Below are 13160 nucleotides of genomic sequence, written 5' to 3'. Positions count from 1 at the left end.
CTCAATCCTCCCCACGGACGAGGGTGAAGAAATCAACCTTGGTCGCCCCCACCCGGCGGCGCCGGGCGGCGCGGCGTTCCTCCGCCTCGCGCGCCAGGGGCTCGACCAGCGCGGCCATCAGCGGGCCATGATGGCCGTCGGTTTGCAGCAGGGCGTCGAGCTTCGCGGCCAGCGTCGCATGCGCCCGGTCCCGCCCGGCGATATAGGCATGGCCCGCGACCGCCGCCGCGCCGTCCCGCTCCAGCACCACGGTGCAGCGCGTGACCGTCATCTCCCCCATATTGAAGGGATCGCCGGTACCGCCCGCCCGCCCGCGCACCATGACGAGGCCGGTTTCCGGCCGCCGCAGCACGCGGAAGCGCGGCGCGACCGCATCCGCCACCCCCTCCAGATAGGCGGTGGCCAAGGCCTCGACCCGCTTGGCGGGGGCCTTGGCCAGGACGGCCATCCATTGCTTGCGCGGAGCATCCTCCCCGGTGGGGGAACCGGCATTCGTGGAAGAGGGTGTCGTCATCGATTTCTCGACCAGTTCGTAAATTGGTATAGACGTCTATATCTTTTATCGCTTAGAATGGATGTGTTGTAAAGGAAATGCCGCTCGGCACGGGGTGAATATTCCGTGACGCCGGATGGATGATTCGAACGCATGGAGACCCGCCGCATGACACCGCCGGACGATAGGGACGGCATGGGGACCGGCCGCACGACATGGAGCCGGATCGCCGAAACGCTGATGGAGGATATCCGCGCCGGCACCTATCCGCGCGGCGAACGCCTGCCGGCGGAGGCGGCGCTGGCCCGGCGCTTCGCGGTCAACCGCCACACGCTGCGCCGCGCCATGGCGGCCTTGGCGGAGCGGGGCGCCGTCCGGATCGAGCAGGGGCGCGGCACCTTCGTCCAGGAGGAGACGATCGACTATCCGATCGGCAACCGCACCCGCTTCTCCCAGAATATCGCGGGGGCGAACCGTCTGCCCGGCCATCGGCTGCTGCGGGCGGAGCAGGCGGTGGCCGACCGCGTCATCGCGCGCCACCTGAATCTGCGCGTCGGCGCCCCCATCATCGTGATCGAGGCGATGAGCGAGGCGGACGACCGCCCCCTCGCCCTCGGCCTGCATTACCTGCCGGCCAAACGGTTCGCCGGCATCGACGCGCATTATCGGGAGTGCCGGTCGCTGACGGAATCGCTGCGGCGGATGGGCGTGGCGGATTATCGCCGCCTATCGACCCGCGTCACGGCACGCATGCCGACGCGGGAGGAAGCGGCGCTCCTCAAGCAACCGGTGGGCCGCCCCCTGCTCCAGACCGAGAATGTCGATGTCGATGCCGACGGCCGCGCCATCGAATATGGCGTCACCCGTTTCTCCAGCGACCGCGTCCAATTGGTGGTGGAGCCGTTTCGCGAAGAGGCCGCCCGTGAGCAGGTGGCCCCGGAATAGAGGGGGGAATGGCCCCTATCGACGGGCGGCCGCCCATGCCAATCTTCCGGCCCGCCCTGTTTCATCGAACCGGAGAGCTTCATGAGCGACAGCCAGACCTTCCCGCCCGGCGCGGCCTATGCGCGCGGGCAGTATTGCGCCATCGCGGACGCGACCCTGTCGGTGCTGGATTGGGGATTGCTGCGCTCCGACGCGACCTACGACGTCGCGCATTGCATCGATGGGCGGTTCTTCCGCCTCGACGCGCATCTGGATCGGTTCTACGCCTCGGCCGAGAAATTGCGGTTGGATATCCCGGTCGCCAAGGCGGACTGCGCGGAGATCATGCGCGAATGCGTGCGCCGGGGCGGCGTGGGCGAGGCCGGCTATGTCGAATGCCTGATCACGCGCGGCCTTTCCCCGACCTTCAGCCGCGATCCGCGCGACGCCGTTCCGACCTTCATCGTCTTCGCGGTGCCGCTCGGCTTCATCCTGCCGAGGGACCGATGGGACGAGGGGCTGCATGTCCATATCAGCGGCATCCGCCGCATCCCACCGGAAAGCGTCGACCCCACGGCCAAGAACTATCACTGGCACGATCTGGTTCAGGGACTCTATGCCGCCTATGACGCGGGCGCGGAGAACGTGGTGCTGACCGACCCGGCGGAGAATATCTGCGAGGGGCCGGGCTTCAACGTCTTCGCGGTCAAGGACGGCCGGGTCCTGACGCCGGATCGCGGCGTGCTGCGCGGCATCTCGCGCGATACGGCGCTCCGCCTCGCGGCCGAACTCGGCCATGAGACGGTCGAGGCGCCGCTACCCACCGCCACCTTCCGCGCGGCGGACGAGGCCTTCATCACCTCCACCGCAGGCGGCATCATGCCGATCGCGCGCGCGGACGACAGGCCGATCGGCGACGGCCGGCCGGGTCCGGTGACGCGCGCGTTACGCGACCTCTATTGGGAGAAGCATCGCGACCCCGCCTGGACGACGCCGGTCTGACCGGCACCCAGAGGCGGGGAACCATCAGCCGGGGGGCGATCAGGCGGCGCGGCGCACCGCGGCCAGGACCGGCGCGGAGGGGGCGATTTCGCCGAACAGCGCGCGATAGGCGGTCGGGTCGAAATAGCTAAGGCAGCGGGCGGCGAAATCATGCTCGGCCCAGCCGAACTGTTTCGCGAAAGCCTGGAAATAGACCGAGGGAACCGGATGACGGCCGGCTTCCAACTCCTCGATCCACAGCGTGGAGGGCGCGCCAACCTGCTCGGCCAGTTCGGCCTGGGTGATCTGCTGCGCGGCACGCAGGCCGGCGATCCATTCGCCGCCGAGGTGCCAGGGGCTTTTCGTCTCATGCATCATCGTCATCATATTCGATCCTTGTCATCCAATTCGTGGGAAAGCGCCGCGCGGCCAGACGCGAATACGCCCCGGCCGGGCGCTGCCCCGTCCGTGCGGGGCATATCTGTGCGTCACATTATTGCAATGCAGCATGCGTTGTTCTGCAAAGGTGGAAGCACAGGCATGCGTCTTCCACAAAGCTGGATGATCAGGATATGCAACCCGTTCATGCATGAACGGCATGGGGGACCGGCGGGCAAGGGCGCGCCGGGGACCTTATGAGCCGGCGTCGAGTTCCGGCGGTTCCGCCAGCCGCACCGTATCCCGACCCGGCACCGCGTCATGCATCGCCCGCACGCTCTCGCCCCGCGCCGGGTCGATCCAGTCGGGCGCGATATCCATCAGCGGGACCAGCACGAAGGCCCGCTCGGCGATCCGGGGATGCGGAACCGTCAACCGGTCATCCGACACGATCCGGTCGCCGTGATAGAGGATGTCGAGGTCGATCGCGCGCGGCCCGTTGCGATAGGTCGTCTCGCGCCCCAACGCGTCCTCGATTTCCTTCAACCGGTCGAGCAGGGCGCGCGGCGCCAGCGCCGTCCGCCCGCGCACCGCCATGTTGAGGAAGGCCGGCTGGTCGGCGACATACATCGGCGCCGTCTCGTAAAGCCGGGACAGGGCATCCAGGGCCATGTCGGCGCGCAACGCCTCGACCGCCCGCGCCAAATGCGCGCGGCGGTCGCCCAGATTGGCGCCCAGCGCGATCAGGACCTCGCCCATCCGGCCTTACCCTTCCGCGGTCACGATCGCATGGGTCATGCGCGCGACATGGGCCATTTGCCGCACATCGTGGACGCGCAGGATATCCGCCCCGCGCATGACGCCCACGGCCGTGGTCGCGGCCGTGCCGTCCACGCGCTCCTCCGGCTCGACATCCAGGACGCGGCCGATGAAGCTCTTCCGGCTGGCCCCCAGCAGAACCGGATGGCCGAGGGCGCGCACGCGGTCGAGCTTGTCGATCAGCATCATGTTCTGCGCCACCGTCTTGCCGAAGCCGACGCCGGGATCGAGGATGATGTTCTCCGAGGCGATCCCGGCGCCGAGCGCCCGGTCCAGCATCGTCCGCATCTCCGCCAGCACCTCCGGCAGGAAATCGCCGTAGTCCGGGGCGCGATAACTGCCGCCGAGGCGGGCGTCGATCTCCGCATGGCCGGGCTTGGAGCGGTTGTGCATCAACACGATGGGGCAGCCGCGCGCCACCGCCAGCGGCGCCATCCCCGGATCGGCGGCCAGCCCCCAGACGTCGTTGATCCAATCCGCCCCGGCGTCGAGCGCGGCCGCCGCCGTACCGGCCTTGAAGCTGTCGATCGAGATCACGGCCTGGGGGAAGCGCGCGCGGATCGCCTCGATCACGGGCACGACGCGGGCGATTTCCTCCGCCTCCTGGACGGGCTCGGCGCCCGGACGCGTGCTCTCTCCGCCGATATCGAGGATATCGGCGCCGTCCGCCAGGAATCGCTCCGCCTGATCCAGGGCGGCGGCGCGCATGTCGCGTTCGCGCAGAAGGCCGTCGCCGGAGAAGGAGTCCGGCGTCACATTCACGATACCCATGATGTGCGGACGCCGGCCCCAGATGAACCGGCCGCGCGCGGCGCCATCCGAAGGCGCCGGGCGGGTGTCGAGGACGCTGTCGGTCATGACCGGCCTCCGCTGTCTTCGGCCCGGGACGGCCGGGCCATGGGCCGGGCCGGCGCGGGCGGGATTGTCCGCATGGCCCGGTTTGGCTAGTGTTTCGGCCGGGCTCACGATCGGGCGCTTACACGATCGGCGCCGGTTTGCAAAGAGATGGGGCCAGGAGAAGAAAACGACCGCCCTCGCGCGAACGCGCCGATCATTCACCGAAAGGCCGCCACCGACAGGCCGCGCGCCCACGGCAACCGGGCACGGCAACCGGGCACGGTCCACCTCAAGGGTCCATCGACCGACAGAAGGGATGTTAGCATGCGCATCGTTGCCAACAGCACCGCGATCGCGAGCGCCGCCACCGCCTTGGAGCAGGAGAACCGCAGCCAGCGCTCCGACCGGCTCGGCGAGGGCAGCCCCGCGTCGAGCCCGCGCCCGACCCCGGCTCCGGACAAGATCGCGCCCGCGCCGACCTATCGCATCCTGGTGCGCGACCTCGATATCGCCTGGTCGATCGGTGTATTCGATCATGAGCATGACGCGGTGCAGCCAATCCGCATCAATCTGGAACTCGACGCCCGGGGGCTGGAGGATTGGGAGGCCGACGATTATGCCGCCGTCCCCTGCTATGCCAGCATCGCCGAGCGTATCCGCGCCCTGGCGGCGGAGGGTCATGTCCGTCTCGTCGAAACCCTCGCCCATCGGATCGCCCAACTCTGCCTGGAGGACGAGCGTATCCTGCGCGCGGTCGTCCGGATCGAGAAACCGGAGGCGTTGAAGAACGCCGGCTCCGTCGGGGTGGAGGTCGTCTGCGTCCGCCCGGCCGGGGAATAGAGCCGGGGAACAGGACACCCCGATCCGCGACCGCGCGAATCATTTGGTGGAAAGCGGGCGGCCGGGCGGTGCATTCCGCCCCATCTCCGCCACCGCCATGAATCACCATTCACCCCGTTTTCGTTCCCGCGCCAAGGGGAAGTTCCTGATTTCAAAGGCACGTGATTCACTTTCGGACTCACCGCCCCGGACTTGCGGATACTTCTAAATCTTGTCGGTTGCCCCCATGGAAACACCGTATATAGCATGCTCCATTGATCTATCTTGATGGAGCCGCGCGCCCGGTCCCCGGGCCGGCGCGGGTCGGAACGCATAGCGGAGCCGATGACCGAGCGGGAGAACATGGGCGGCGCGGTCGGGCGGACCTTCTGGATTCAGGGCCGCAGCGGCGTCTATTGGCAGAATCTTGAGGATATCGAGGATGGGCAGGCGGCGATCGCGCGTCTCGGCGTGCTGGTCGGCCGGGGCCGCTATGATGAACTGCGCCTGATCCAGGCCGAGATTTCGCCCATCACCGGCGCGACCGACTATCAGCATATCGTGACGGTGCGCGACGGTCAGGTGCTGACGCCGGACGGCACGCCCTTCCCCGCCGCCGCGCGCGCGCAACCCGACGAGGGCGAGCCCGCGCCCGACCAGATGCCGCAACTTCTGCTCTGGCCCGAAGCGGAGGAGGACGAGGCCGACCGCCAGCATCCCCTGCCCCTGAAGGAGGTGCTGGAGGAGCGGACCCGGCGCACCTCGGGCCCGCCGGTCCCGGATCGCCGCGTGCCCGCGCGCCGTCTCGACGACGGAAGCTGGGATGTCGGCGGCTGGCGCATCTCGGAGGCCGCGCATGCCGCGATCGACGAGGCGGATCACGAGGAAGCCCCCCGGGGCATCGGGGAAAAAGCCGGGAAGCCGGCGAAAGCCGGCCTCGCGGTGGAGCGGGAGGACGCGCGCGTCTTCGCCCGCCGCCAACGCGACGAGCCGTCGGACGATACGCGCAAGGCCGGGCGCGACCGGGGATTGCTCGCCCGCGTCGGGCGCCGCCGGGGCCGCGCGGAGGAGCGCGCGCGCCGGCCGGACGGCCGCGTGGCCTTGATGAGCGGCGTTTTCGCCGGCGCCATCGCGATCGGCCTCGCCATTTCGGCGGCGGCGCCGGACCGCGCCGCCGACCTCTACGCCGCCGCGCTGCGCGATCTGCGCGTGCTGGCGCCCGACCTTTCGCTGGACGAGGCGGTCGCGGCCGGGGATATCGCCGCGCTGCACGGGCGGCTCGCCGCCGGGGCCAACCCGAACGCGCGCGATTCGGAAGGCACGCCGCTGCTGCTGCGCGCGGCGCGGGGGGGCAATCTCCAGGCCGTCTCGCTGTTGCTCCAGGCGGGTGCCGACCCGACGCTGCCGGGCCCCGACGGCCGGTCGGTCCTGCACCGCGCGGCGGCGGAGGGCTTGTCGCTGGCGCTCGCCCGGATGCTCGACGCGGGCGCGCCGGTCGATCTCGCGGGCGGGACCTATGGCTGCGTCACGCCGCTTTCGGCGGCGGCATCGGCCGGGATGGCGCGCGCCGCCTCGATCCTGGCGGAGCGTGGGGCCTCGCTCGACCCACAGCCGGACTGCGCCGCCGGGCCGATGGAGATCGCCGCCGCGCATCCGCTGCTGCTCGGCCGGCTGGAGGCCATCCGGGCGGAGCGCGAGGGATGGATCAGATTGGCGACCGGCCCCCGCCCGCCGCAGGAGGAACCGCGCCACACGGATACGCAAGCACAAGGTCCGGCAACGCAGGGCACGGAAACACCCGACATGGACGGACAGGCCGCCACCGCGCCGGCGGCGGGGGACAGAAGCGGCGCGCCGGTCGCCGTCGCCTCCGCCGTGCCGATGATGGCGCCGCCCTCCGCCCTTCCCGACGCCCCCACCGTCGCCCCTACCGTCGCCCCTACCGTCACCGGACCCCGCGCCATCGCCGAGAACGACCTTCTACATCCTGAAGACGGACCCGATGCAGGCCCCGAGGCCGTGGCCGATAATAACGATGCGAACCGCCCTGGAAGGGAGCCGGGGAGGGCCGCGAACGGCGCGGCCGCGCTCAAGACGGCGGCGGGCGCGCCGCTGGCGCCGGTCGAGTCCGCATCCACCGGCACCGCCCCACGCGGCGACTCCAATGTCGAGGCGCCCGCCCCCACCCCCCGAACCGCCGCGCCGCAAGAGGCGATCGAAGTGGCCGGCCTGACCGCCAAGGCGGCGCCGCTTCCCACGGCCGGGGACCCGAGCGCCGGGAACCCGCCACCGGTCCCCCGGGTCAAGCCGACGCCACCGCCGCCGACGGTCGTGACCGCAGATACGACCGAAACGGCCGAGGCCGCCGCCCGGGTTCAAACCGCCTCCGTGCCGCGCAAGCCCCAGGATGCCGACAGCAAGGCCGCCACCATCGCCACCGCCATCGATCAGGGCCGGATCGAGGAGGTCGAGCGGCTGACCGCCGATGTCCCGGTCGCGACGCTCTCCCATTTCACCATCGTCGCCGACGACCGCTATGGCGCGGGCGAGCGGGGGCTGGTCGATCATGCCGTCCTGCGCGGGCGGCGCCGCATCGCCGATATGTTGATGGCGCGCGGGCTCGCCCCCACGCCGGCGGCGCTGCATGCGGCCATCGCGAACGCCGACCGCCCGGAACTGGCGGGCACGGTCGATTGGCTGCTGGACGGCAAGGGCGTCGATATCGACGCGCGGATCGACGGGCTGACGCCGCTGATGCGCGCGGCGCTGCGCGGGCGCGCGGACATCGCGGAGACGCTGCTCGCCGCCGGCGCCGACCCCGGCAAGGCGACGGAAGACGGGCGCACGGCGGCGGACTTCGCCCATCGCGCGGGCCGCCCGGAATTGCAGGAAACCCTGCTGCTCGCCGCCCAGGAACAGCGCTATCGCGCGCTGATGTTCGGCATGAGCTGGACCGACACGATGGACACGCTGGCCGCGCGGATCGAGCGCTGCAAGGACATCGGCGACGGCTTCACCGCCTGCAAGCTCCGGACCGACGCATGGCTCGACGATGCCTCGGTCGTGGTCGGGCAGTTCGACCGGCGCGCCGGTGGGCGCCTCGTCGCCCTGCAGATCGACAGCCGCCCGATCGGCGACCCTACGGCCGCGCGCCGGCGCTTCGAGGAGGTCGCCAGCGCCATCGAGGACCGCCTGCCCAGCGACCACGGCGGCTTCACCAACCGCCGCGCGCCGGAGGATTCCAGCTTCTTCCACGCCCTGCGCCCGGAGATCAACCAGGGCGCCTATTTCGGCTATTGGCCGGACCACGACCGGGCCCGCCCCGTCTTCGTCCACCTGAAACTGGCCGGCATCGACGACAGCCAGGGCTTCTACCGCATCGTCATCGGCAACCCGTTCCGCGCGAGCTGACGACCGACCGCCGGACTGGCTTCTGCCTATTGGGCCGGATTGAACAATTCTTGCGGTGGCTGGATGGGCCTTCTATAGTATTGCGAATCATTCTCAACGATATCCTGTTTGCGGCATGATGCGATGATCGTCCATGCTGGGATTACGCTTGCCTGAGGAGGAGGGGCTCGGAAGCGTTGGCCAAGAATTCTAATGCACTCGCCCTATTCGCGGCCTATCAGCGCGCCTTGGTCGATTATGCCAGCAGCATCACCGGGAACCGGGCGCAGGCGGAGGATATTGTCCAGGAAGCGTGGCTGCGGTTCGACGAGGCCCACAAAGGCAAGTTCCTCGAGGATGCCAAGGGATATCTCTACCGTATCGTCCGGAACCTTGCCGTCGATGGACAGCGGCGCCTTACGCGTGAGCACCGGCTGATCGCCAGGGATGGATTCGAAGAGGCCGCCGAGACCTCTCCCGACGGGATGCCGTCGCCGGAAACCATCGCGCTTTATCGCGACGAAATTCGGTGCGTCATGGAAGCCATGGCGGAACTCCCGGAACGCACCCGCATCGCTTTCGAGATGCATCGTTTCGGCGGCGCGACCCTTAAGGAAATCGCCGCCTACCTGAATATTTCCGTGTCGCTTGCACAGACCCTCGTCATCGACGGGGCGGAGCATTGCAAACAGCGCCTTGCCCGATCATGACCCTCGCACCCGATTATTTTTGGAAGCCTGCCCTGCGTCATGCGTTTTGTGTAGAGGAAGCCGTGCGATGCGCTCCCCGAGGCAGGAACCATAAAGCTCACTCAATGCAGGGCTGAGAGAAGGGTATGTCCCGACAGAACCATTCGATTGAGCAGGAAGCATCGAGAGCAGCCAGCCTCTGGATGATTTCCCTTCAAGAAGCCCCGAATGACGGCAAGCTTCGACGTGAGTTCGAGAGCTGGCTCGCGGAGCCCGTCAACGCCGCCGCGTGGGCGGAAACGCAACGGATGGCACAAGCCGTCGGCGGCGCGGTACCGACCCACGCGGAGAGCTGGGAGCCATTCCTTCAACGGGTCCGCGCGGCTCCGGGTGACATGCATACGCGTGCCGCCCATCCCGCGAGGCACGCGACGACCGGCGACGCGACATGGTCCCCGCCTCCCGCCCGCCGCGTCAACCGCCGGAAGGTTTTGACCCTCGCCGGGGTGGCCGCCGCCGCCACGGTCGCGGCCACGGTCGCGGGGCCCGAGGTCATGCGCACCCTGAATGCCGACTACACAACCGACGTCGCCAAGACACGCACGATCCGCCTACCGGACGACAGCACGGTCACCGTGGCCCCCGGCAGCGCCATCGCCGTCGATTACACGGACACGGAACGCAGCATCCGGTTGCTCGAAGGAGAGATATTCCTCGACGTTCGGCCCAATGCGGACCTGCCGTTCCGGGTGTCGGCGGGCGCCGTTCGTGTGACCGTCCTGGGCACCGCCTTCAACGTCACCCACAGCGACCGGGGCGCCGAAGTGGGCGTCGTCCATGGCGTCGTCCGGGTCGATCTGGGGGAAGGCACCTCACCCGTGGCGGAGGCCCTACAGGCGGGTGAGTTCGTGCGCGTGGGCCTGTCGGGGCATGCACGATTTGGCCGGCAGCCCGTATCGGAAATCGGTGCCTGGCGTCAAAACCAGCTCATCGCGCAGGATCAGGCATTCGCCGACGTCGTCGATCGACTGCGCCGTTACCATTCGGGGGCGATTATTATCGCCGACGGCTCGCTCGGCGACGAGCCCGTGACCGGCGTCTACAATCTGACCGATTCCGAAGCCGCGCTTCGCGCTATCGCCCGTTCCCAGAAGGCCGTAGTCCGCGCGTTCAGCCCCTGGCTTCTCGTCGTCTCTCGTTTTTAGGCCGCTCTTGATTCCAGGGGGTTACGAGAAAGTCGGAACTTTTTCTGGAATTGAAATCTCCCACAGCGTTTCGTGATTGAATACGCGAATGCCTCTCATTCGCGCTTTCAACATATGCGCCTGAACACGAAACACTTGTTGGAGATGTTGGATGAATTGCGGGATTGAACAGCAACCGGAAGGAACCGGCCATGGTGCGACCTTACGTGTTTCCCTGGCGATAGCCACCGCCCTTTCCGCCACCGCCCTTTCAATTGTCGTCGCAGTGCCGCCGGCACGGGCGCAGGCCGTCGACGGCCAAGTCCAGGTCGTGCAACTCTCCAACGAGAAGGCATTCGATCTCCCCTCCCAGCCCTTGACAACGGCGCTCACCCAGTTCGGCCAGCAGTCAGGAATGCAGGTGACGGTCCACGGCACGCTTCCCCGTGACCTGACCGCGCCCGCCGTGCGCGGCCCGATGACAAGCGAAGAGGCGCTGAACCGCCTGCTGGCGGGGAGCGGCCTTATCTACACGCGTTCCGACGACGCGACCGTCGCCATCGAACGGCCTAGCGACAACAACGGCAGCGCTATTGTGCTCGATCCCATTACTGTCGAAGGAAGCACTCTCCGAGACCCCGGCCAGACAGAAGGGACCGGTTCCTATGCAGGATCACAAGTTTCTGTCGGCTCAAAAATTCCGACGAGCATCCGGGAAACGCCACAGTCGGTGAGCGTCGTTACTCGCCAACTCATGGAAGATCGCAACTACACCTCACTGGAAGACGCCATGCGGCAAACGACCGGTATGAATGTCGTGCGAACCGATGAAACCCGCTCTCCAGTTTATTCGCGGGGCTTCGAAGTAGATACGTTCCAATACGACGGAGTCACCGTACGCAACGATAACTCATTCGGCAAAAGCCTCGACCTCTATACTTACGATCGCGTGGAGGTTCTCCGAGGGCCTTCTGGACTGTTTCAAGGTTCCGGAGAACCTGGTGGCGCAATCAACTTTGTCCGGAAGCGTCCTCTGGATGACTTTGCCTACGGCGGTGCGGCACGCGTCGGATCATGGAATTACTATCGTGGCGAAGCTGATGTCACGGGGCCGCTTACTGACAATAAGCGGGTTAGAGGTCGTATCGTCGCTGCCTATGAGGATCGTGAGTACTTTTATGATGTGGCGCGCAAGGAACGACCAGTCCTTTACGGCACCATCGAAGCGGACATTACGGAATCGACAACGTTGTCTGTCGGCTCCACGTATCAGCAAGATGACGCCGTCATATCTTATGGATTACCGACGTTCGATAACGGCGAATTGCTGGATGTCGATCGTTCAACCTTCATCGGGGCTGACTGGAACCGCTACGAACTTGAAACCGTGAGCACTTTTGCTGATATCGAACACAGCTTCGATGATGGCGCGAAGTTGCAGTTGACCACACGTTATGTGGATCGGAGCGCAGGCGGTAAGTATGCCTTTTCCCTGGGCGGTGGCGCCGATCCGAATACGGGATTGGTCCAGCTGCACGGGCAAAAATTCAACTCCAAGCAAGAAGACATATCCATCGACGCGCATGGATATGTTCCCTTGCAGGCATTCGGCCAGACCCAGAAACTGCTTGGGGGCTTTGACTACAAATACTCAGACTTCGACAAGAACTACTGGGATTCCGGTATATTTGCATCGACCAACGTATATGCCCCGAGATCGGATATACCGGAACCCAACTTCGTAGCGTCATCTGCCAGCGGATTGAATACGGAGCAGTACGGCCTCTACGGTCAAGCGCGCCTGAAACCGACCGGATGGCTCACGGGTATCTTCGGCGGCAGACTGAGTTGGTGGCAATCCGAAGCCCGAGATAACCTTATCGGCCAGACAACGTCGGACACGAGCATTGAGGCAGAGGGAACTCCCTACGCGGCAATCGTTATTGACGCCAATGATGCGGCTTCCTTCTATGGCAGCTATGCGAGCATATTCCAGCCACAAACAGCCACAACCGTGGCGGGCGACGTCCTGCCCCCCCGCGTGGGAGATCAATATGAAGCAGGCGTTAAAATTGGGTTGTTCAACGACAACCTAATCGGACATCTCGCAGCATTTCAGGTTCAAGACCAGAACCGCGCTCTTTCCGATCCCAATAATCCTGGTTTCTCCATCTCCGCCGGGGAGGTCCGTAGCCGGGGCATCGAGGCCGAGATCAGCGGCAGCCCGGCCGAAGGTTGGCAATTGCTCACCGGTTACGCGTATACCGAGAGTGAGTATATCAAGGGCTCCGCCAGTCAAACCGGCACCGCGTTCAGGCCAACAATTCCAAAGCACGTGTTCAATCTCTGGGCGCGCTACAAATTCTATGAAGGCCCGCTAGAAGGTCTAAGCATTGGGGGCGGCGGCAAAGTTGCGAGCAGTTTCTTCGTCCAATCCGGCAATTTGCGGATCGAAGAGGATGGTTACGTCGTCGCCAACGCGCAACTCGGCTACGACCTAACGGAGGATGCCTCCGTTTCGTTGTCCGTGAACAACATACTTGACGAAACCTATTACGAGAAACTGCAAGGCACGTCGCTCGGCAACCGTTTCGGAGAACCGCGAAGCTTCTGGCTCACGCTGAGAAAGAACTTCTGAGGATGCGG

At 66.6% G+C, this 13160-nt stretch carries 11 protein-coding genes; 7 read left to right on the top strand and 4 right to left on the bottom strand.

Annotation, left to right across the window (positions count from 1 at the left end; genetic code table 11):
• Position 1 precedes the first annotated feature (1 nt).
• The gene (gene phnG / locus KAJ83_RS05555; protein ID WP_210681036.1) at positions 2-514 is read right to left on the bottom strand and encodes a phosphonate C-P lyase system protein PhnG; all 513 of its coding nucleotides are present in this window, start codon (positions 512-514) and stop codon (positions 2-4) included.
• A 147-nt stretch (positions 515-661) separates the two neighbouring features.
• On the opposite strand from phnG, the gene phnF reads away from it, so the two are divergent.
• The gene (gene phnF / locus KAJ83_RS05550) at positions 662-1438 is read left to right on the top strand and encodes a phosphonate metabolism transcriptional regulator PhnF (RefSeq protein WP_246484262.1); all 777 of its coding nucleotides are present in this window, start codon (positions 662-664) and stop codon (positions 1436-1438) included.
• An 81-nt stretch (positions 1439-1519) separates the two neighbouring features.
• The gene (locus tag KAJ83_RS05545; RefSeq protein WP_210681035.1) at positions 1520-2419 is read left to right on the top strand and encodes an aminotransferase class IV; all 900 of its coding nucleotides are present in this window, start codon (positions 1520-1522) and stop codon (positions 2417-2419) included.
• Between the two features lie 39 nt (positions 2420-2458).
• On the opposite strand, the gene KAJ83_RS05540 is transcribed toward KAJ83_RS05545, so the two are convergent.
• From KAJ83_RS05540 to folP, 3 genes are all read right to left on the bottom strand, one after another.
• Entirely contained in the window at positions 2459-2785 is a 327-nt protein-coding gene (locus tag KAJ83_RS05540) for a helix-turn-helix domain-containing protein (protein ID WP_210681034.1), read from the bottom strand.
• A gap of 246 nt (positions 2786-3031) precedes the next feature.
• On the bottom strand, positions 3032-3535 hold the full coding sequence (gene folK / locus KAJ83_RS05535; protein WP_210681033.1) for a 2-amino-4-hydroxy-6-hydroxymethyldihydropteridine diphosphokinase: 504 nt from the start codon (positions 3533-3535) through the stop codon (positions 3032-3034).
• Positions 3536-3541: 6 nt separating this feature from the next.
• Complete coding sequence (gene folP / locus KAJ83_RS05530; RefSeq protein WP_210681032.1) at positions 3542-4453, bottom strand: dihydropteroate synthase; 912 nt, start codon at positions 4451-4453, stop codon at positions 3542-3544.
• 303 nt (positions 4454-4756) lie between these two features.
• Here folP and KAJ83_RS05525 point away from each other — a divergent pair, with 303 nt between their 5' ends.
• The 5 genes from KAJ83_RS05525 to KAJ83_RS05505 all read left to right on the top strand — a co-directional run bounded on the left by KAJ83_RS05525 (position 4757) and on the right by KAJ83_RS05505 (position 13152).
• Entirely contained in the window at positions 4757-5272 is a 516-nt protein-coding gene (locus KAJ83_RS05525) for a dihydroneopterin aldolase (protein WP_210681031.1), read from the top strand.
• A 324-nt stretch (positions 5273-5596) separates the two neighbouring features.
• On the top strand, positions 5597-8662 hold the full coding sequence (locus tag KAJ83_RS05520) for an ankyrin repeat domain-containing protein (RefSeq protein WP_210681030.1): 3066 nt from the start codon (positions 5597-5599) through the stop codon (positions 8660-8662).
• 176 nt (positions 8663-8838) lie between these two features.
• Positions 8839-9351 carry a sigma-70 family RNA polymerase sigma factor gene (locus KAJ83_RS05515; RefSeq protein WP_210681029.1) on the top strand — a complete coding sequence of 171 codons (513 nt, stop codon included), beginning with the start codon at positions 8839-8841 and terminating at the stop codon, positions 9349-9351.
• A gap of 125 nt (positions 9352-9476) precedes the next feature.
• On the top strand, positions 9477-10535 hold the full coding sequence (locus KAJ83_RS05510; RefSeq protein WP_210681028.1) for a FecR family protein: 1059 nt from the start codon (positions 9477-9479) through the stop codon (positions 10533-10535).
• A gap of 151 nt (positions 10536-10686) precedes the next feature.
• Positions 10687-13152, top strand: a complete 2466-nt coding sequence (locus tag KAJ83_RS05505; protein ID WP_210681027.1) for a TonB-dependent siderophore receptor — start codon at positions 10687-10689, stop codon at positions 13150-13152.
• The last annotated feature ends 8 nt before the right edge of the window (positions 13153-13160 follow it).

Source organism: Marivibrio halodurans, assembly GCF_017963645.1.
Classification (GTDB): Bacteria; Pseudomonadota; Alphaproteobacteria; order UBA8366; family Aestuariispiraceae; genus Marivibrio; species Marivibrio halodurans.
This window is presented reverse-complemented; position numbering and strand designations above follow the sequence as displayed.

Coding starts and splice junctions, on each gene's coding strand:
- phnG (WP_210681036.1), bottom strand. CDS start 514: ATGACGACACCCTCTTCCACGAATGCCGGTTCCCCCACCGGGGAGGAT.
- KAJ83_RS05545 (WP_210681035.1), top strand. CDS start 1,520: ATGAGCGACAGCCAGACCTTCCCGCCCGGCGCGGCCTATGCGCGCGGG.
- KAJ83_RS05520 (WP_210681030.1), top strand. CDS start 5,597: ATGACCGAGCGGGAGAACATGGGCGGCGCGGTCGGGCGGACCTTCTGG.
- KAJ83_RS05510 (WP_210681028.1), top strand. CDS start 9,477: ATGTCCCGACAGAACCATTCGATTGAGCAGGAAGCATCGAGAGCAGCC.
- KAJ83_RS05540 (WP_210681034.1), bottom strand. CDS start 2,785: ATGATGACGATGATGCATGAGACGAAAAGCCCCTGGCACCTCGGCGGC.
- KAJ83_RS05505 (WP_210681027.1), top strand. CDS start 10,687: ATGAATTGCGGGATTGAACAGCAACCGGAAGGAACCGGCCATGGTGCG.
- folP (WP_210681032.1), bottom strand. CDS start 4,453: ATGACCGACAGCGTCCTCGACACCCGCCCGGCGCCTTCGGATGGCGCC.
- KAJ83_RS05525 (WP_210681031.1), top strand. CDS start 4,757: ATGCGCATCGTTGCCAACAGCACCGCGATCGCGAGCGCCGCCACCGCC.
- phnF (WP_246484262.1), top strand. CDS start 662: ATGACACCGCCGGACGATAGGGACGGCATGGGGACCGGCCGCACGACA.
- folK (WP_210681033.1), bottom strand. CDS start 3,535: ATGGGCGAGGTCCTGATCGCGCTGGGCGCCAATCTGGGCGACCGCCGC.